This window comes from Mannheimia glucosida, from assembly GCF_046267875.1.
GTDB lineage: Bacteria > Pseudomonadota > Gammaproteobacteria > Enterobacterales > Pasteurellaceae > Mannheimia > Mannheimia glucosida.
Genome location: NZ_CP176502.1, coordinates 2223875 through 2243886, shown reverse-complemented (window position 1 = coordinate 2243886; position 20012 = coordinate 2223875). Strand labels below are relative to the sequence as shown.

19 protein-coding genes are annotated in these 20012 nt (G+C 40.3%); 14 read left to right on the top strand and 5 right to left on the bottom strand.

The window, feature by feature from the left end:
- Positions 1-23 precede the first annotated feature (23 nt).
- The 4 genes from gloA to ACJ7Z2_RS10785 all read left to right on the top strand — a co-directional run bounded on the left by gloA (position 24) and on the right by ACJ7Z2_RS10785 (position 6246).
- Positions 24-431, top strand: a complete 408-nt coding sequence (gene gloA / locus ACJ7Z2_RS10800; RefSeq protein ID WP_006247971.1) for a lactoylglutathione lyase — start codon at positions 24-26, stop codon at positions 429-431.
- A gap of 84 nt (positions 432-515) precedes the next feature.
- Positions 516-1163: a ribonuclease T gene (rnt, locus tag ACJ7Z2_RS10795; RefSeq protein ID WP_409500296.1), complete on the top strand. Its 648-nt coding sequence runs from the start codon at positions 516-518 to the stop codon at positions 1161-1163.
- Positions 1164-1593: 430 nt separating this feature from the next.
- Positions 1594-3348: a transferrin-binding protein-like solute binding protein gene (locus ACJ7Z2_RS10790; RefSeq protein WP_409500295.1), complete on the top strand. Its 1755-nt coding sequence runs from the start codon at positions 1594-1596 to the stop codon at positions 3346-3348.
- A 93-nt stretch (positions 3349-3441) separates the two neighbouring features.
- On the top strand, positions 3442-6246 hold the full coding sequence (locus ACJ7Z2_RS10785) for a lactoferrin/transferrin family TonB-dependent receptor (protein WP_409501145.1): 2805 nt from the start codon (positions 3442-3444) through the stop codon (positions 6244-6246).
- Positions 6247-6342: 96 nt separating this feature from the next.
- On the opposite strand, the gene fis is transcribed toward ACJ7Z2_RS10785, so the two are convergent.
- The 3 genes from fis to sixA all read right to left on the bottom strand — a co-directional run bounded on the left by fis (position 6343) and on the right by sixA (position 8345).
- On the bottom strand, positions 6343-6639 hold the full coding sequence (gene fis / locus ACJ7Z2_RS10780; protein ID WP_006247967.1) for a DNA-binding transcriptional regulator Fis: 297 nt from the start codon (positions 6637-6639) through the stop codon (positions 6343-6345).
- Between the two features lie 4 nt (positions 6640-6643).
- Positions 6644-7633, bottom strand: a complete 990-nt coding sequence (dusB, locus tag ACJ7Z2_RS10775) for a tRNA dihydrouridine synthase DusB (protein WP_409500294.1) — start codon at positions 7631-7633, stop codon at positions 6644-6646.
- A 223-nt stretch (positions 7634-7856) separates the two neighbouring features.
- Positions 7857-8345 (bottom strand): phosphohistidine phosphatase SixA, encoded by a 489-nt coding sequence (gene sixA / locus ACJ7Z2_RS10770; RefSeq protein WP_409500293.1) that lies wholly within the window; start codon positions 8343-8345, stop codon positions 7857-7859.
- A 126-nt stretch (positions 8346-8471) separates the two neighbouring features.
- On the opposite strand from sixA, the gene pyk reads away from it, so the two are divergent.
- From pyk to tyrA, 4 genes are all read left to right on the top strand, one after another.
- Positions 8472-9911 carry a pyruvate kinase gene (gene pyk, locus ACJ7Z2_RS10765; protein WP_126302578.1) on the top strand — a complete coding sequence of 480 codons (1440 nt, stop codon included), beginning with the start codon at positions 8472-8474 and terminating at the stop codon, positions 9909-9911.
- 95 nt (positions 9912-10006) lie between these two features.
- Positions 10007-11044 (top strand): glycosyltransferase family 9 protein, encoded by a 1038-nt coding sequence (locus ACJ7Z2_RS10760; RefSeq protein ID WP_409500292.1) that lies wholly within the window; start codon positions 10007-10009, stop codon positions 11042-11044.
- 37 nt (positions 11045-11081) lie between these two features.
- Positions 11082-12146 carry a 3-deoxy-7-phosphoheptulonate synthase gene (locus ACJ7Z2_RS10755; RefSeq protein ID WP_409500291.1) on the top strand — a complete coding sequence of 355 codons (1065 nt, stop codon included), beginning with the start codon at positions 11082-11084 and terminating at the stop codon, positions 12144-12146.
- A 55-nt stretch (positions 12147-12201) separates the two neighbouring features.
- Positions 12202-13323: a bifunctional chorismate mutase/prephenate dehydrogenase gene (gene tyrA, locus ACJ7Z2_RS10750; RefSeq protein ID WP_409500290.1), complete on the top strand. Its 1122-nt coding sequence runs from the start codon at positions 12202-12204 to the stop codon at positions 13321-13323.
- A 191-nt stretch (positions 13324-13514) separates the two neighbouring features.
- Here the strand turns inward: tyrA and recF are convergent, their stop codons facing one another.
- Positions 13515-14600 (bottom strand): DNA replication/repair protein RecF, encoded by a 1086-nt coding sequence (gene recF / locus ACJ7Z2_RS10745; RefSeq protein ID WP_409500289.1) that lies wholly within the window; start codon positions 14598-14600, stop codon positions 13515-13517.
- 140 nt (positions 14601-14740) lie between these two features.
- Here recF and ACJ7Z2_RS10740 point away from each other — a divergent pair, with 140 nt between their 5' ends.
- The 6 genes from ACJ7Z2_RS10740 to ACJ7Z2_RS10715 all read left to right on the top strand — a co-directional run bounded on the left by ACJ7Z2_RS10740 (position 14741) and on the right by ACJ7Z2_RS10715 (position 18198).
- The gene (locus ACJ7Z2_RS10740) at positions 14741-15070 is read left to right on the top strand and encodes a YbaB/EbfC family nucleoid-associated protein (protein ID WP_005600053.1); all 330 of its coding nucleotides are present in this window, start codon (positions 14741-14743) and stop codon (positions 15068-15070) included.
- A gap of 7 nt (positions 15071-15077) precedes the next feature.
- On the top strand, positions 15078-15683 hold the full coding sequence (recR, locus tag ACJ7Z2_RS10735; protein WP_409500288.1) for a recombination mediator RecR: 606 nt from the start codon (positions 15078-15080) through the stop codon (positions 15681-15683).
- A gap of 71 nt (positions 15684-15754) precedes the next feature.
- A complete protein-coding gene (gene grxD / locus ACJ7Z2_RS10730) occupies positions 15755-16081 on the top strand; it encodes a Grx4 family monothiol glutaredoxin (RefSeq protein ID WP_021280117.1) in 327 nt (108 codons plus the stop codon).
- Between the two features lie 141 nt (positions 16082-16222).
- On the top strand, positions 16223-17260 hold the full coding sequence (locus ACJ7Z2_RS10725; protein ID WP_409500287.1) for a branched-chain amino acid aminotransferase: 1038 nt from the start codon (positions 16223-16225) through the stop codon (positions 17258-17260).
- A gap of 84 nt (positions 17261-17344) precedes the next feature.
- The gene (locus ACJ7Z2_RS10720; protein WP_409500286.1) at positions 17345-17845 is read left to right on the top strand and encodes a membrane lipoprotein lipid attachment site-containing protein; all 501 of its coding nucleotides are present in this window, start codon (positions 17345-17347) and stop codon (positions 17843-17845) included.
- A gap of 8 nt (positions 17846-17853) precedes the next feature.
- Positions 17854-18198 carry a RidA family protein gene (locus ACJ7Z2_RS10715; protein WP_154704622.1) on the top strand — a complete coding sequence of 115 codons (345 nt, stop codon included), beginning with the start codon at positions 17854-17856 and terminating at the stop codon, positions 18196-18198.
- Between the two features lie 33 nt (positions 18199-18231).
- Here ACJ7Z2_RS10715 and ACJ7Z2_RS10710 read toward each other — a convergent pair whose 3' ends face one another.
- On the bottom strand, positions 18232-20010 hold the full coding sequence (locus ACJ7Z2_RS10710; RefSeq protein ID WP_409500285.1) for an AMP-dependent synthetase/ligase: 1779 nt from the start codon (positions 20008-20010) through the stop codon (positions 18232-18234).
- Between the last annotated feature and the right edge of the window lie 2 nt (positions 20011-20012).

Below are 20012 nucleotides of genomic sequence, written 5' to 3'. Positions count from 1 at the left end.
TTTAACTTCAGGGGGAAGAAAATATGCGAATTTTACATACAATGTTACGAGTTGGAGATTTAGAGCGCTCAATTAAGTTTTATACCGATGTGTTAGGTATGCGCTTATTGCGTAGAAGTGAGAACGAACAGTATAAATACTCGCTCGCTTTTTTAGGCTATGCTGATGAAAGCGAAAGTGCGGTGATTGAGCTGACTTATAACTGGGGTGTGGATAAATATGAACTCGGTACGGCTTATGGGCATATTGCGTTAGGCGTTGATGATATTTACAAAACCATTGAAGACGTGCGTGCAGCCGGCGGTAAAATTACCCGTGAGCCGGGCCCGGTATTGGGTGGAACAACTGTGATTGCCTTTGCTGAAGATCCGGACGGTTATAAAATCGAATTTATTGAGAATAAAGATGCGAAAGCAGCGTTAGGAAACTAATTTTTGCGAATATGAATATTCAAGCGGTCGGATTTGTAAAAAATTTTGCAAATCAGACCGCTTGTATTTTAGGTTGATAGATAAATGGAACAGACAACGGAACAAATAGATTATAAATTATTAAAGCATCGTTTTCGTGGCTATTTACCGGTTGTGATTGATGTGGAAACAGCAGGCTTAAATGCCCAAACTGATGCCTTATTGGAATTGGCGGCAATTACTTTAAAAATGGACGAGCAAGGTTATCTAATGCCGGATCAACAATGCCATTTTCATATTGCGCCATTTGAAGGGGCGAATATTAATCCTGAATCATTAAAATTCAACGGGATTGATATTGATAACCCTCTAAGAGGTGCGGTTGCGGAGAATATTGCGATTCCGGAAATGTTCAAAATGGTTCGCAAAGCAATGAAGGAGGAAGGCTGCCAACGGGCGGTGATTGTTGCCCACAATGCCGCGTTCGATCAGGGCTTTTTACAGGCTGCGATTAAACGAATTAATGCCAAGCGTGATCCTTTTCACCCTTTTGCGATGTTTGATACCGCTACCCTTGCCGGTTTTATGTATGGGCAAACCGTGTTGGTAAAAGCCTGCCAAGTGGCAAAAATCCCGTTTGACGGTAAGCAAGCGCATTCTGCGTTGTATGATACCGAGCGCACGGCAGAACTTTTCTGTGCAATGGTTAATCGCCTAAAAGATTTGGGCGGTTTTCCACTATTAGTTGATTGACGTTCTTTATTTCATCACATTAACACAGTTTCTCCTACTTTTTCTGTAGACTATCGGGCGCTGATGATGGTTACTGGCAAGTACAATTCTGCGGTAAACCCAACCCTGTAGATCTGTAGAAAAAATAAAGAACTATCTATATTCAGTTAAGATTACAAGCGGTTGGTTTTTAACCAAATTTGGCAAAAATGTGACAAAATAGACCGCTTGTATTCAATAACAATAGACTATTTTTTGGCTATAAGCACTTTCTGTATACCCTCTATTTCGGCCCTCCTTATTTTTTATCTAATCTAAAAACAAGCGTTTCCACCTTGAAATGATTAACATGATCCTGAAAATAATAAAGTTCAAACCTTTACATTAGTTTACATAATAAATTAAAATGATAATGATTATTATTTCATAAAGATATTTAAAAGGAGACATTATGTTTAAAATTAAAAGTAGTTTTGTACTGCTTAATGCGGCGCTACTTGCTGCTTGTTCCTCAAATGGTGGAAGCTTTGATGTTCAATCTGCCAAAGTTGAATCTCAAACGCAAACTACCCCCAAAAAGCCAAGTTTACAAGATGATAATAGTAACGCAAGACGTACAGTAAGCGCTTCTGAAGCTGAAGCTTTATTGCAGCCGGGGTTTGGTTTTTCAGCCAAAATTCCGCGTCGTAATCTCCATCCGAAGGGGAGGGAAGATGTAGCCCCTATTGGTGATATAACAGAGATTACTGGAGATCTGACAAAAATTCCGCATGAAGAAGAGGTTAAAAAGTACGGTAGTAGTGATGATGGATTTAGCCATACTCATGATGGAAATCATAAGTTGCATACTAGAGATTTTAATTTTGTCCGTTCCGGCTATGTTCTGCATTCTGGTGCAAAACCTGAAATAAAGTCTAACGAAATTTTGAGAATAGGTGCACATGGGTATGTTTACTATTTAGGTACAGAGCCGGCAAAAGCAATACCTACTCAAAAAGCTACTTATAAAGGATATTGGGATTTTACTACCGATGCGAGAAAAGGGAGAGATAGTAAATATTTTTCTGATTCCGCAGGCATCAATATTGGCGCCATACCGGAAAATAGTCACGATATTAATGTTGATGATTCTACAAAACCAATGGGGCATACAGGAGAATTTACGGCTGATTTTGCTAATAAAACTTTAACTGGAACATTGGTTCGTAATGGGTATGTTAGTCGTAGCAAAGAGCAAAAAATTACACCAATTTACGATATTGATGCAAAAATTAAAGGTAATCGCTTTTCTGGTAAAGCAAACGCAAAAAATGCCAATGATCCTTATTTTGGTAAAAGCTCTACGACACTTGAAGGTGGATTTTTTGGTGGGGAGGCTCAAGAACTTGCCGGTAAATTCTTAGCTGATGATAAGTCGGTATTTGTTGTTTTTGCTGGCAAACGAGATGCTAAAAAAAATGATAGTGAATCTGCCTTTGATGCTTTCAAAATTAAACTTAAAGATTTAAATAAATCTGAGATGGATACTTTCGGGAATGCGACACATTTGATTATTAACAATAAGCAGATTCCACTTATTGCGGAAGGCAAAAAAAGCTTTGCCGAGATGAAATTTGATGATTTGGTTACCCGTACTATTGATGGTAAAACGTATCGAGTTTCAGTCTGCTGTAATAATTTAGATTATGTCAAATTTGGGATTTATAGCGAGGGAAATAATAATAGTGATACTGCTCACCAATATTTAGTAGGAGAACGTACAGCTGTGGCAGATTTGCCAACAGGGACAGTAAAATATCGAGGTACTTGGGACGGGGTAATGTACAGTAAATCTGGCTCGGCAGGGGCTGAATCGCCAAGTAACAGCGAAAGTGGTACTCGTTCACTCTTTGATGTTGATTTTGCTAATAAAAAAATCAATGGCAAACTGATTGCTAATGATGGTGTTGAAGAACGCCCAATGCTGACACTTGAAGGTGAGGTAAAAGGCAATGGTTTTGCAGGTACAGCCAAAACTAACGACTCCGGCTTTAATATTGATCCGAAAAGTACGAATGGTGGCACGGTAGTGCATATGAATGCTCAATTTGAAGGGGGTTTTTATGGCCCTAAGGCGACGGAATTAGGTGGCATTGTACATAGTGCAGAAACGGATAAAGATAAAGTCAGTATTACATTCGGCGGAAAACGTCAAATAGAAAAATAATCATAATTCCCCTTTGCTGGTTGTAGATAGCAAGCGGGCAATTTTTTATAAAAATTTGCAAAATTTAAATAAAGGAGATCCTACCTAATGATAATGAAATATCATCATTTTCGCTATTCACCTGTTGCCTTAACAGTGTTATTTGCTCTTTCTCATTCATACGGTGCTGCGACTGAAAATAAAAAAATAGAAGAAAATAACGATCTAGCTGTTCTGGATGAAGTTATTGTGACAGAGAGCCATTATGCTCACGAACGTCAAAACGAAGTAACTGGCTTGGGGAAAGTAGTGAAAAATTATCACGAAATGAGTAAAAATCAAATTCTTGGTATTCGTGATTTAACTCGCTATGACCCTGGTATTTCAGTGGTGGAACAAGGTCGCGGTGCAAGTAGTGGCTATGCCATTCGAGGTGTAGATAAAAACCGTGTCAGCTTACTTGTTGATGGGCTACCACAAGCGCAGCATTATCATACGCTAGGTTCAGATGCTAATGGTGGTGCAATTAATGAGATTGAGTATGAAAACATTCGTTCAATTGAGTTAAGCAAAGGAGCAAGTTCTGCGGAATATGGCTCTGGTGCGCTAGGTGGTGCTATTGGTTTTCGTACTAAAGATGCGCAGGATATTATTAAAGAGGGGCAGCATTGGGGCTTAGATAGTAAGACCTCTTATGCCAGCAAAAATAGCCATTTTTTACAGTCTATCGCAGCGGCTGGTGAGGCGGGTGGTTTTGAAGCACTTGTTATTGCGACTCACCGACACGGTAAAGAGACCAAAATTCATTCCGAGGCAAATAAATTAAAACATAATATTCGGCGTATAACCGGCTTTGAAAATCGCTACGATCTTTACCCAGGTTCCGCACAGAATGCTCCTGGAGGATCTTTTTTTATTGTGGAAGATGCTTGCCCAACATTAGATTGTACTCCTCGTGCAAGGGCTAAGTTGAACCGCGATAATTTCCCAGTGAGAACATTTCCGGAATATACGCCTGAAGAGCGTAAACAGCTTGAGCAAATTCCTTATCGCACCGAGCAAGTGTCTGCGAAAGAATATACTGGTAAAGATCGTATTGCTCCAAACCCTTTGGATTACAAGAGTAATTCAGTTTTTGTGAAATTAGGCTATCACTTTAATCCGTCCCATTTTCTTGGCGCAATCTTAGAAGATACAAAACAACGCTACGATATCCGTGATATGCAAACGCCAGCTTACTATACAAAAGACGATATTAATATCAGGGTAGACAACTTATCACGTAAGAACTCTTCTGTTTATGAAGGGGATAATATTTTAGATGGCTTAGTGTTCGATAGAAGGATCCCTTATGGATTGCGCTATAGCCATGTGAAGTTTTTTGATGAACGTCACCACAAACGTCGTTTAGGATTTAACTATCAATATACACCAGAGAATAATCGCTGGTTGGATAACATTAAACTCAGTGCGGATAAACAAGATATTGAACTATATAGCCGGCTACATCGCTTACATTGTAGTGATTATCCTGTAGTAGATAAAAACTGTCGTCCGACTTTGGATAAATCTTGGTCGATGTATCGAACTGAGCGTAATAATTACCAAGAAAAGCATCGTGTCATTCATTTAGAATTTGATAAAGCGCTAAATGCTGGTCAAGGCGTATTTAAGCAAACCCACAAACTGAATTTAGGGTTGGGCTTTGATCGATTTAATTCGCTTATGGATCATGGGGATATGACTGCCCAATATACCAAAGGCGGTTATACCAGCTACCGCGGTAGAGGGCGTTTAGATAATCCATATATTTATCGTCGCAATCCACGCAGTATTGAAACGGTATCTTTGTGTAATAATACACATGGCGACATCATAAACTGTGAACCGCGTAAAATTAAAGGCGATAGCCATTTTGTTAGCTTCCGCGATCTAGTGATAAGCGAGTATGTAGATTTGGGATTAGGGGTGCGTTTTGATCAACATCGATTTAAATCGGATGACCCGTGGACACTTAGCCGAACTTATCGAAATTGGTCTTGGAATGGCGGGATTACGCTTAAACCAACAGAGTTTGTATCGCTTTCTTATCGCATTTCAAACGGTTTTAGAGTGCCTGCATTCTATGAACTTTATGGTAAACGTGATCATATTGGGCTTAAAGATAACGAATATGTGCAACGCGAGCAACGTAGCCACCAGTTAGAGCCAGAAAAATCGACTAATTATGAGATTGGAGTTAGCTTTAAAGGTCAATTTGGTTACCTTGATGTGAGCTATTTCCGTAATAACTATAAAAATATGATTGCGACAGCATGTAAAAGAATAATACAAAAATCACACTGTTTCTCTAACTACCATAATATTCAAGATGTAGCACTAAACGGGATAAATTTAGTCGCTAAATTTGACTTACACGGTATTTTATCTATGCTGCCAGATGGTTTTTATTCATCAGTTGCTTATAACCGTGTAAAAGTAAAAGAGCGGAAACTAACCGACTCAAGACTCGATAGCGTAAACGATCCTATTCTAGATGCGATTCAGCCAGCACGCTATGTGCTTGGATTCGGCTACGATCACCCAGAAGAAAAATGGGGAATTGGCATTACTACCACCTATTCTAAAGCCAAAAACGCCGATGAGGTGGCAGGCACACGTCATCACGGTATACATCGCGTTGATTTAGGTGGCAAACTTACCGGTTCTTGGTACACTCACGATATCACCGGTTACATCAATTATAAAAACTACACCTTACGTGGAGGAATTTATAATGTGACTAATCGTAAATATTCCACTTGGGAATCAGTGCGCCAATCCGGTGTGAATGCAGTAAACCAAGACCGGGGTAGCAATTACACTCGATTTGCCGCCCCGGGGAGAAATTTCAGTTTAGCATTTGAAATGAAGTTTTAGGTGCTAAATAAAAACAAAAAACGCTGAATATGTTATCCAGCGTTTTTTGTTTGGCTAACTAATACCGATTAAAATCGTTTTGAGCCAAAGGTTAGATTAACCCATTCCGTATTTTTTTAATTTTTTACGTAATGTGCCGCGGTTAATACCTAGCATTGTTGCTGCACGGGTTTGATTACCACGGGTATATTGCATAACCATATCCAACATCGGGTGTTCGATCTCAGATAATACTAACTCGTATAATTCTGTTGGATCTTCACCATTTAATTGAGATAAATAGTTTTTTAATGCTGCTTTCACATTATCGCGAAGTGGTTTATTAACCTGCTGCGCTTGTGCATTTAACATTGTTACTGTTAATGGGTTTTGTGTAGGTTGTTGCTCTAACATTTTTTTATCCAACTTTTCTTAATTGAGATTCTAAATGAATCGATTTAACAAAATCTTCTAATGCATAAAGTTGCTCTTTTGTGGAACTTAGTGTATTAAAAGTGCGTTTAAAATTTGATTCCGGATTTAATTTTTCGGTATACCAACCAACATGTTTTCGTGCAATACGATAACCTTTTTCTTCACCATAAAATTGGTGCAAATCCTCAATATGTTTAAACATTAATTGGTATTTTTTATCAATTGATAATGGTGAAGATAATCCAGTTTCAAAAAAATCATTAATTTCCTTAAATATCCAAGGATTTCCAAAGCTAGCGCGCCCAATCATGATTGCATCGGCTTTGGTATAGTCGAGAACAAACTTTGCTTTTTCCGCAGAGTCAATGTCTCCGTTTGCTATCACTGGGATAGAAATTGCTTCTTTTACTGCCTTAATACTTTCATATTCAGCTTCGCCATTAAATAAACAGCTTCGAGTACGCCCGTGAATAGTGAGAGCTTTTATGCCGGCTTGTTCTGCAATTTTCGCAATTTGCAGACAATTTCTATTTTCCTGATCCCAACCTGTTCTAATTTTTAGTGTCACAGGGACATCAGCGGCATTGACTACAGAATCTAATATTTGAGCGACTAATTTGGGGTTACGTAAAAGAGCAGAGCCTGCCATATTTTTATTCACCTTTTTTGCCGGGCAACCCATATTAATATCAATAATATCGGCACCATACTCAACATTTATCTTTGCAGCCTTTGCCATTTCAACAGGATCAGAACCTGCAATTTGTACGGCATTTAAGCCTATTTCATCGTGGTGTGCTAACCGCAACCGTGATTTCTCAGTATGCCATACATCAGGATTGGTAGACATCATCTCTGAAAATGTTAAACCTGCTCCAAGTTGGCTACATAAGCGGCGAAAAGGCTGATCTGTGATTCCAGCCATAGGTGCAAGGAAAATACGATTTTTGATTGCATATTGTCCTATTTGCATTTTTAACCTTTTATTAACAAATTTGAAGTAATTTTAACCAGAGGGATATCCAAATAAAAAGTACGGTAAATACCGTACTTTCTTATAATAGCTTATGGATCAGTTTAGTACTGATTTGAGGGCTGGTATGATACGCATTTTTTAGGTATTTTGGAAGTCTATAAATTCGACAATTTATAAAAAAATTGAAAATTTTTATATTGACATTCTAAAAATGAAAGAATTAAGTATGCTTTACTCGCATTAGCTCAGCTTTTGTCTTTACCCAATTAATTTCTGCTATGGTTGAAGTTGGAAATTGTACATTGCTTTGGTTATTCGTTAAAATTTGGACGAGATCGAACACAAGTGGGAGATGTGAAATCAGAAGAATATTTTTTGCGCCTTCCTCTCTTAAAAAATGTAGATAACTTTCTACTGTATGCGGGTTTCCGTCAGGCGTAATCTCGTCCCAACTTTCAATGAGGTTGGTAAAATGTTGGGGAAAATTGACCGCTTGCATACCAATAAGCACATTTTCAAGCGTTTGTTGCGCCCTAAGGTATGGGCTGACGAGAATTTTATCTAATTGAATTTGTTGGTTGGCTAAATGTTCTCCTAACCATTTTCCCTGTGAAATGGTGTTTTTTATACCATTGTCGGTTAAACAGCGAGCAGCATCACTCGAAGCATTAAAGCCTGCTTCCCCATGGCGCATAATCCAAATATTCATAACATTCTCCTTTAGTTGTATTTAAACTCTCTTGATTTAGGCGTATAATGACCCTCGTTTAACGCATAATCAAGATGCTTAGAAAGATTTTAACTTAATTTTTAAATTTATTGATGGAGTCAAATAATGTCTAGAAAACTCAGAAGAACGAAGATCGTTTGTACAATGGGCCCTGCTACCGACCGTGGCAATACTTTAGAAAAAATCATTGCTGCCGGTGCAAATATGGTTCGTATGAACTTCTCCCACGGTGTTCCTGAAGATCACATTGAACGTGCGAATAAAGTGCGTGAAATTGCTGCAAGATTAGGTCGTCATGTTGCGATTTTGGGTGATTTACAAGGTCCTAAAATTCGTGTTTCGACATTTAAAGACGGTAAAATTTTCTTAAATATTGGTGATAAATTCACCTTAGACGCAGATTTACCGCGTGGAGAAGGCCATCAAGAAGCTGTAGGTTTAGATTACAAAAACTTACCAAATGATGTAGTACCTGGTGATATTCTATTGTTAGATGACGGTAATGTTCAACTGAAAGTGTTAGAAGTAGAAGGCGTTAAAGTTCACACCGAAGTGACAGTTGGTGGCCCGTTATCAAACAATAAAGGGATTAACAAATTAGGTGGTGGTTTATCAGCTCCTGCATTAACCGACAAAGATAAAGAAGACATTAAATTAGCGGCGAAAATCGGTGTGGATTACCTAGCGGTTTCATTCCCTCAATCTAGTGCAGACTTACATTATGCACGTGAGTTAGCGAAAGAAGCTGGTTTAGAGGCTAAAATTGTAGCGAAAGTAGAACGTGCTGAAACTGTTGCGACAGAAGAAGCAATGGACGACATCATTTTAGGTGCTGATGTGGTGATGGTTGCTCGTGGTGACTTAGGGGTTGAAATTGGTGATGCGGCGTTAGTTGGCGTGCAAAAACGTTTAATCCGCCGTGCTCGTAAGTTAAACCGAGTGGTTATTACTGCAACTCAAATGATGGAGTCAATGATCAAAAAACCAATGCCAACCCGTGCTGAGGTAATGGACGTGGCAAATGCGGTGTTAGATGGTACTGATGCGGTAATGCTTTCAGGCGAAACTGCAAACGGTGACTACCCGGTTGAAACAGTGAAATCAATGGCAGAAGTGTGCTTAGGCGCTGAAACAATGCCAAGCATTAACATTTCTCGCCACCGTATGGAAGGTACGTTTAAATCTATCGAAGAAGCTGTGGCAATGTCTGCAATGTACACCGCAAACCATTTAGAAGGTGTATCGGCAATTATTTCATTAACTCATTCAGGCGAAACGGCTAAATTAACCAGCCGTATCAGCTCAGGTTTACCGATTTATGCGATGTCTCGTAACCAAAAAGCATTAAACCTTTGTGCGTTATATCGTGGTGTAACACCGGTATATTACAATGAAGACAGTCGCACAATGGAAGGGGCGAAAAAAGCCATTGCTCAATTAAAAGAACAAGGCTATTTATTAACCGGCGAATTAGTGCTTTTAACTCACGGAGATGAATTAAAAGCTGGCGGTACAAATACTTGTCGTATCTTAAGAGTTGAATAATCTAAACGATTAACGCAAAAGCCACATAAAACACTTTATGTGGCTTTTTTTCTGTCTTAATATAGCTTTATGTAATCTGAACTATTGATATTATTATGCACAATAAACTTCTTTCTATCTGTATTCTCCGCCTTTCTGCTATTGGCGACGTTTGCCATACCTTAGCGGTTATTCAAGCTATTCAACGAAAATATCCTAGTGCTGAAATTACTTGGATTATCGGCAAAACGGAAGCGTATTTAATGAAAGATATTCCGAATGTTCACTTAATTCCTTATGATAAAAAAACAGGGTGGAAAGGTATCTTTACACTTTGGCGAGAACTTTCTCACAAGCGGTTTGATTTTTTATTAAATTTACAAACGGCATTCCGAGCTTCAATTCTATCGCTTGGGATTAAAGCAAAGAAAAAAATCGGCTTTAATCAAGACAGAGCAAGGGAAATGCAATGGTTGTTTACCAACCAAAAAGTAGAAATGGCAGACTCTCCTCACGTGCTTGACGGGCAAATGATGTTTGCTAAGGCAATTGGCGTAACCGATCTCTCTGCTCAATGGAATTTGCCGATTAGCGAGCAGGATTTGGTTTATGCGAAGCAGTTCATTGACCCGAACAAAAAAAATGTGCTGATAGCCCCTTGCTCAAGCAAAAAAGAGAAAGATTGGCTGCCTGAACGCTATGCAGAAATTGCAAATTGGTTGATTGAACAAGGGGTTAATGTGTTGATTGCGGGTTCGCCTTCAACGTATGAAATGGAAACCGCAAACCGTATTCAACAGTTTGCTCCCCAGAGTGTGAATATTGCCGGTAAAACCACGCTAAAACAGCTTGCCAGTGTAATTAGAGAAGTGGATTTGGTGATCTCCTCCGATTCAGGCCCCGCACATATTGCTACTACACAGCATACACCGGTGATTGGGCTATATGCGATTCATAATCCAAGACGGACAGGCCCTTACAATGACTTAGACAAAGTGGTTTCGGTATATGATGAAGCGATTTTGCAATCTTATGGTAAACCTTGGCAGCAATTAGCTTGGGCAACAAAAGCCAAAGGCAAAAATTGGATGGAAAAAATTACGGTTGATAGTGTGAAACAAAAAATAGTTGAAACTTTAAAAATTACATTGTAAAGTGAGTGTAATTTAAAATTTACACAAGGAAATAAAAATGAACACTGTGTTTAATCAAGATAGCGTGCATAACGTAAATATCCAAGATGAAAAGGTATTACTGACCCCACAAGAGTTAAAACAAGAATTTCCGTTGCCGGAACATTTACGCAATCAAATTGAACGTTCACGCAAAACGATTTCCGATATTATTCACAGACGAGATAAACGCCAACTGATTGTGATTGGACCTTGCTCGATTCACGACCCAGTGGCTGCGATTGAATACGGTAAAAAATTAAAAGCATTAGCGGATAAAGTCAGCGATCAGCTCTATATTGTGATGCGGGTTTATTTTGAAAAGCCCCGCACTACTGTAGGTTGGAAAGGGTTGATTAACGATCCGAAAATGGACGGCTCTTTTGATGTGGAAACCGGCTTGCGTATTGGGCGAAAACTCTGTTTGGATTTAGCCGAGCTTGGCATGCCGTTAGCGACTGAAGCCTTAGATCCGATGACACCACAATATTTAGCGGATTTGTTCAGCTGGTCGGCGATTGGAGCAAGAACAACTGAATCCCAAACTCACCGTGAATTAGCCTCAGGCTTGTCAATGGCGGTAGGTTTTAAAAACGGGACAGACGGCGGTTTAGCGGTTGCACTCAATGCAATGCAATCATCAGCTCAAAGCCACAGTTTTATCGGCATTAACCAACAAGGGCAGGTTACTTTGCTGAAAACCAAAGGGAATCCTGACGGACATATTATTTTACGCGGTGGCAAAGCTCCTAATTTTGAAAAACAATATGTTGATGAATGCGAACAAGCCTTGCGTAAAGCAAACTTGCCGGCAGCCATTATGATTGATTGTAGCCACGGCAATTCAAATAAAGACTACCGCCGCCAGCCGATTGTGGCAGAAAATGTGTTGGAGCAATTATTGGCAGGCAACACCTCAATTATCGGTTTAATGATTGAAAGTAATTTATACGCAGGTAATCAATCTTCAGAACAGCCATTTGAGCAGATGAAATATGGTGTATCGATTACCGATGCTTGCATTGACTGGCAAACTACTGAGAGTTTATTGACGAATTTTGCTGAAAAATTGCGTAATAAATAATTTGTAACAATCTTCTCCCCTCTTTGCTAAAGAGGGGAACTTTATTGGTGAATATATGAACCCATTAGCTCCGTTACGCGAACAAATTGACCTAGTTGATCAACAACTTATTAACCTCCTTTCCCAACGCTTAGCTTTGGTGGCTGAAGTCGGGAAAGTAAAATCGGCACACGGCATTCCGGTTTACGCCCCTGAACGAGAAAGCACAATGATTGCCGCACGCCGTGCTGAGGCTGAAAAACAAGGCATTCCGGCAGATTTAATTGAAGATGTGCTACGCCGTGTAATGCGTGAATCGTACGCCAACGAAAACAAACACGGCTTTAAATGCGTAAACCCAGAGATTAACAAAATCGTGATTGTCGGCGGTAAAGGGAAATTGGGCGGATTGTTCGGGCAATATTTAACCTTATCCGGCTACTATGTTGAGGCTATCGGGCGTGATGATTGGGACAATGCGAAGACGATTTTAGATGATGCCGACTTGGTGATTGTGTGTGTACCGATTGCCAATACGCTCGACACCATAGCTCGTTTACAACCTTATTTAACCGAAAAAATGGTTTTGGCGGATTTAACCTCTGTTAAACATCAACCATTACAAAAAATGCTGGAAGTGCATTCTGGAGCAGTGGTCGGTTTGCACCCGATGTTCGGGCCGGATATTGCCAGTCAGGCAAAGCAGGTGGTAGCTTGCTGTCACGGACGTTTCCCCGAACGCTACCAATGGCTACTTGAGCAAATCAAAATTTGGGGGGCTAAAATTGAAGAGATTGAGGCAACGGCACACGATAATGCTATGACCTACATTCAAGCCCTACGCCACTTTTCCACCTTTGCATTCGGGCTACATCTTTCTCGCCAGCCGGTGCAACTTTCTCAATTATTGGCACTCTCTTCGCCGATTTACCGCTTAGAGTTGGCAATGATTGGGCGTTTATTTGCCCAAGACGGCAGCCTATATGCCGATATTATTGCCGATAAACCGGAAAATTTAGCCACTATCGAAACCTTAAAAGAGAGTTTTGAACAAGGGCTGGATTTCTTTAAACGCAATGACAAAGCCGGTTTTATCAAGGCTTTTGAGGAAGTGCATCACTGGTTTGGCGATTATTCCGAGCAGTTCTTGAAAGAGAGTAGAGTATTGCTCCAACAGGCTCACGATTCAAGAAAGTAAAGGTAGGTTGAGGTTTTGCTCTGATAGTGCTAGCGTCCACGCTAGTGCTATTTCATATTCTACAAGCGGTTAATAATGATATATTTTTTGCAAATTTTTAGGCAAAATCGACCGCTTGTTTCGGCACGAGCGTGGACGCTCGCACCAGCGAAAGAAACATTTTTTGCAAAATTTTCCCCAAATCAGACCGCTTACTGTGGCTGAATTTCGCCCTTTTTCACTTCAAACAAACAATCATCACTTCTGTCTCGCCACTGCATTTGATTGAGCTGATCTTGAGTAATGGCGGTAACGAATACCTGTGAGCCGCTTTCTCTTAAACGATGAGCTAAAAGTTCACGCTTGGTGGGGTCGAGTTCGGAGGCGAAATCGTCAATTAAAAACAGGCATTGGCGTTGTTTTTGGGCGACCAAATGCTCGCCTTGAGCCAGTCTTAACGCACACATCAATAGCTTTAATTGCCCACGGGAAAGCACATCTTCCACCGGTAAGCCGTTCGCTTTAAAACGGAAATCGGCTTTTTGAGCTCCAATCATCGTATAGCCAAGAGCTTTATCCCGCTCAAAGCCTTGTGCCAAAATCTCGGCATAATCCGCTCCCTTTTCCCAACCTTGATGAAAACTTAAGCCGATTTCGATTTCCGGTAGGAAAAAGTGGCAGGTTTTCTCAATTTCGGGGCGTAACGCTTCGGCGTATTCGGCTCGCATTTCGCTCACGGCATAAGTGGTTTTCACCAATTCGATATCCCACGCTTTGAGTTCTGGATAAGAGCGAACTTGTTGCAAAGCCGAATTGCGTTGCTTTAATAAACGGCGAAGATTGTTCCAGTGAGCATAGAAATCGGGGTGTTGGTGAAATAAGCCCCAATCCAAAAAAGCCCGGCGAAAACTCGGACCGCCGTTAAGCAAGGTTAGGCCTTCGGGCGTGATCACTTGCATCGGTAATAAATGGGCTAAATCGGCAATTTTATTGCCGTCTTCGCCGTTGATTTTAAGTGTCGTCTCGCCACTGCGGCATTTCTGAATACCGACCGACCAACTGTGCTTTGCCTCGTCAATTTTACCGTGTAGCACAAAATCGTCTTTGTCGTAATGGATAATACGGTTGCTGATATGGCTTTTGAACGAACGCCCGTGTCCAAGATAGAAAATCGCTTCCAGCAAACTGGTTTTTCCACTGCCGTTTGCTCCGACTAAAAAATTAAAATGCGGGCTAAATGCCAAATCGGTATGTTGGATATTTCTAAAATGGTTGATTAATAAACGGGTTAAAGCCATAGTTAAAGTGCGAGGAATAAAAAGAACGGGCTATTCTAGCAAATTTGCAAAATTTTGGGAAAAATTAACCGCTTGCGGATTAGAAAGTGGTTCAGTAGAATAAGCCGTTTATTTTTTATTGAAAATTAAGAGGAAAAATTATGTTTGGAAAAGGTGGCTTAGGCGGCTTAATGAAACAGGCTCAACAAATGCAAGAGCGTATGCAAAAAATGCAAGAAGAGATCGCCCAATTAGAAGTAACAGGCGAGTCTGGTGCGGGTTTGGTAAAAGTCACTATTAACGGGGCTCACAACTGCCGCCGAATTGAAATCGACCCATCATTAATGGAAGATGATAAAGAGATGGTGGAAGATTTAGTTGCCGCTGCCTTTAACGATGCGGTTCGCCGTGCAGAAGAAATGCAAAAAGAGAAAATGGCAAGTGTGACTGCCGGTATGCAACTGCCGCCGGGTATGAAATTCCCATTCTAATTTAAGTATGCAAACCAGTCCTTTACTTGAAAATTTGATGGAAGCCTTGCGTGCATTGCCCGGTGTCGGACCGAAATCGGCACAGCGAATGGCTTACCATCTGTTGCAACGTAATCGTTCTGGCGGTGTGGCGTTGGCAAAAGCCTTAAATGAGGCAATGAGCCATATCGGACATTGCAAATCGTGCCGTACTTTTACCGAAGAGGAAGAGTGTACGATTTGTAAAAATCCTCGCCGTCAGATGAGCGGGCAACTTTGCGTGGTAGAGATGCCGGAAGACATTCAAGCGATTGAGCAAACCGGGCAATTTTCAGGGCGTTATTTTGTGCTGATGGGGCATTTGTCGCCGATTGATGGTATAGGCCCTCGTGAAATCGGCTTAGATTTATTGCAACAACGCTTGGAGCAGGAATCTTTCCATGAAGTAATTTTAGCGACCAATCCGACCATTGAAGGTGATGCTACCGCAAACTACATTGCTGAAATGTGCAGAATGTATAACGTGAAAGCTACTCGTATTGCTCACGGTGTGCCAGTCGGTGGTTCATTAGAAATGGTTGATGGTACAACGCTTTCTCACTCTTTTGCTGGACGGCGTGATATTGATATTTAAAGCTATTTCTGTGCTAACATAATTCTGATATAATTACTCAACTATTTTAAATTATTATTTTGAGGCTAAAAATGGAAACTATTGACAAAATCAAACAACAAATCAGCGAAAACCCGATTCTACTTTATATGAAAGGTTCACCGAAATTCCCATCTTGTGGTTTCTCCGCTCGTGCGGTGGAAGCGGTAATTAACTGCCAAGTGCCTTTCGGTTATGTGGATATTTTAACCAATCCGGATATTCGTGCGGAATTACCAAAATTTGCAAACTGGCCGACTTTCCCACAATTATGGGTAGAAGGTGAATTAGTTGGCGGTTGCGACATCGTGTTAGAAATGTTCCAAAAAGGCGAACTTCAAACCTTATTAAAAGAAACCGCAGCAAAACACGCAGCATAATTTCAAACCAGTATGTTAAGGCTCTTATATTTAAGAGCCTTAATTTTTTCTTGCGATTTAGGCTTAAACTTCTTACCTCAAGAGCTATTTTGTTTTAGAATGTCGAAATTATTTCGTAACATAAAAATAAAAGGACACAACATGGCATTAAAAGAGTTAGATTGGGCAAATTTAGGCTTTTCTTATATCAAAACCGATTACCGTTTCATTGCACATTGGAAAGATGGCAAATGGAATGAAGGTGAATTAACCCAAGACAATACATTGCATATTCACGAAGGCTCAACTGCCTTGCATTACGGGCAACAATGCTTTGAGGGGTTAAAAGCCTATCGTTGTAAAGATGGCTCAATTAATCTATTCCGCCCGGATCAAAATGCCGAGCGTATGCAACGCACCGCAGATCGTTTATTAATGCCACGTGTGCCAACCGAGCTCTTTATTCGTGCTTGTAAAGAAGTAGTGAAAGCCAACCAAGATTGGTTAGGGCCTTACGGTTCGGGAGCAACCCTTTATTTACGTCCGTTTTTAATCGGCGTGGGCGAAAATATTGGCGTGAAAGCTGCACCTGAATTTATTTTCTCCGTATTCTGCTGTCCGGTGGGGGCATATTTCAAAGGTGGATTAGCACCCTCAAACTTCATTACAACCGACTATGACCGTGCCGCCCCAATGGGAACAGGTGGGGTAAAAGTGGGCGGTAACTACGCTGCGAGTTTACTACCGCACGAATTGGCGGTTGAGCAAAGTTCAACTACCCGTAAATTTGCCGATGCGATTTATTTAGATCCGAAAACCCATACCAAAATTGAAGAAGTAGGGGCGGCGAACTTCTTTGGCATTACCAAAGACAACAAATTCATCACCCCGATTTCAGAGTCGATTTTGCCAAGTATTACCAAATACTCATTGTTATACCTTGCCCAAGAGCGTTTAGGTATGGAAGCGGTTGAGGGCGATGTGTATATCGACCAGTTAGACCAATTTGCCGAAGCAGGTGCTTGTGGTACGGCAGCGGTGATTACACCGGTTGGCGGGATTCAACATAAAGATAAATTCCACGTTTTCTATTCAGAAACTGAAGTGGGGCCTATCACCCGCCGTTTATATGAGGAATTAACCGGTATTCAATTTGGTGATGTTGAAGCACCACAAGGCTGGATTGTTAAAGTCGAATAATACTGGGTAGGGGCGAAAAATTTTTCGCCCTTTTGTTATGATATATGGAACGGATATAAGATCCGTTCTAGCTTTTTAGAGAATATGAAAAAGTTAATTTTTTTAGGTTTATCAGCACTTGCATTAGCTGGTTGTTCCTCAACAATTTCTAATCCTAATCAACTGATTGGGCAATGGCAATGCACTATTGAGTACGATGATTTTAATATTCGTACGGTGGATAATTTACGATTTTCCACAAATGGGACTATGACCAATCAAGGTGGTATATATTACCCTATTCAAAAGTCGATTTTTGAGTATTCATTACAACAGAATGGGCGCTGGAGTGTGAAAAACGGGGCTATTGTTTATCGTATCGTCTCAGAATCTGTACAGCGTAGCCATCGTTCACAAATATGGTCTGAATTACAACGTGATGCGGAGCTACAACAATTTGAAGAGAATTTATTTAGCTCACTTTCTGATAGTGATAATAATAAAACGGTGGAACTAATCATCACTGATTTTGATGAAAAAGAAATGGATATCAAGCAAGAAATAAAAGGGCATAAAGCTTATAAAGGGCAATGTATAAAACACTAGAGGTAAAAATGATTCAACGTTTTGAAGTAGGCAGCCGCTTTTCGGAAATGGCAATACATAACGGTGTAGCTTACTTGGCAGGGCAAGTGCCGTTAGATGACACCGCCGATGCTTACACCCAAACCCAGCAAGTGCTGGCAGAAATTGATAAATGGCTGGCAAAAACCAACAGCGATAAAAGTAAAATTCTAATGGCTACGGTTTATTTAAAAGAGATGGCAGATTATGCGGAAATGAACCGTGCGTGGGACGAATGGGTTGCACCAAATAACGCCCCACCAAGAGCGGCGGTGGAGGCTAAATTAGCCAATCCAAATTGGAAAGTCGAAATTGTGGTTACCGCCGCGGTATAAATGAAAAGCAGAGAGACGATCTCTGTTTTTTCATTATGATTCGTACATTTTTTCGATTTGTTGCTTATAGCGTTCTAGAATGACCTTTCGTCTTAATTTTAATGTAGGCGTAATTTCTTCCATTTTGGTGCTAAATGCTTGCGAAAGTAGTGTAAACTTTTTGATCTGTTCAAAACTTGCAAGGTCTTTTTGTAATTCGTTAATGCGTTGTTCAAACATTCTGACAACCTCAGAATGTTTAATGAGTTCTAATCTGTCTTGATAGCGAATATTGAGCTTTTTTGCATACTCTTCGAGGCTATCAAAGCAAGGAACTATCAACGCAGAAACATATTTTTTTGCATCAGCAATTACCGCAATTTGCTCGATAAACTTATCTTTACCTATTTTTCCTTCAATGTATTGTGGGGCAATATATTTACCGTTTGAAGTTTTCATTAATTCTTTAATACGATCGGTAATATAAAGATTGCCTTCCGAATCCAGTTCACCGGCATCTCCCGTTTTTAGAAAACCTTCAGCAGTAAAGGCTTGAGCAGTGGCTTCCGGTTTTTTGTAGTAACCTTTCATGACCAAGCCTCCACGCACTAAAATTTCATTTTCTTCACTAATTTTGACCTCAACATCAGGCATTAATGTACCGGTTGAGTTGATATTAAAGCCTTTTTCCTGCCAGCATGAAATAGTGGCAGTAGTTTCGGTCATTCCGTATCCAAGTTTTACATTGATGCCTATACTTTGGAAAAATAGCCCGATAGACGGATCTAATTTCGCTCCTCCACACGGCATCATACGAATACGTCCACCTAGTAAGGCTCGTAATTTTCCTAGCACCAATTTATCTGCCATAATGTACTGCAAGCGGTGGAAAAAGGTCGATTTTTTACCAAACAGATTGGCTTTGGCGGTACGGATTGCCCATTTAAATAACGCTCGGCGATGTATCGGTGCTTGTTGGACTTTATCCCACACCGCAGTATAAATTTTTTCATAGAACCTTGGTACGGCACACATTAATGTAGGTCGTACCGTTGAGAGTGCTTGGCGTACCTGTTGAGGATCTTCCAGATAGCAATTTACCGCTCCTCTGTGTAGCACATAAGCGACCCAAGCACGTTCAAAGATATGCGATAAAGGTAAAAATGAAAGGGATATATCATTTTCGTCAATATGAGGGAGTGCTTTATTATGTGCCTGAAGTTGATGAGCTAAATTAGCATAATCTAACATAACACCTTTAGGCTCACCGGTTGTTCCCGAGGTATAAATTAAAGTGAATAAATCCTCTAAGCATTTATCATTTAAACGTTTGGTTAATTCAGCTTCATCTTGATTAACCTTAATGAAATCTTGCCAATGTTGAGCGATAGGGAAATCACGCAGATCTATTGAGTCTTTCATCGCGACAATTTTTATTAATAGCGAACAGTTGTTCGCTATTTCTATGGCTTGATCATATTGTTCCTGATCGCCAACAAAGAGGATTTTTATATCCCCGTCATTGAGGATATATTCGAGTTGTTTAGTGGTACTGGTTGCATAAATCGGCACTGCTACCGCACGAATTTGCATTGCAGCAATATCGGTAATTGTCCAACGAGGCATATTTTGTGCAAAAATAGCGATTTTCTCTTGAACGGCAAGACCGTTTGCCAGCAAGGCATAAGAAAGGTTATTGACCTGTTTTTGTAATTCTAACCAACTTATTTCTGACCATTTTTCATTTTGCATAAAACGTAAAGCTGGGCGGTGGCTAAGAGCCTGAACTTGCTGGTGGAAACGGTGGATAAAGTGAAAATCTAAAGTGCTCATAA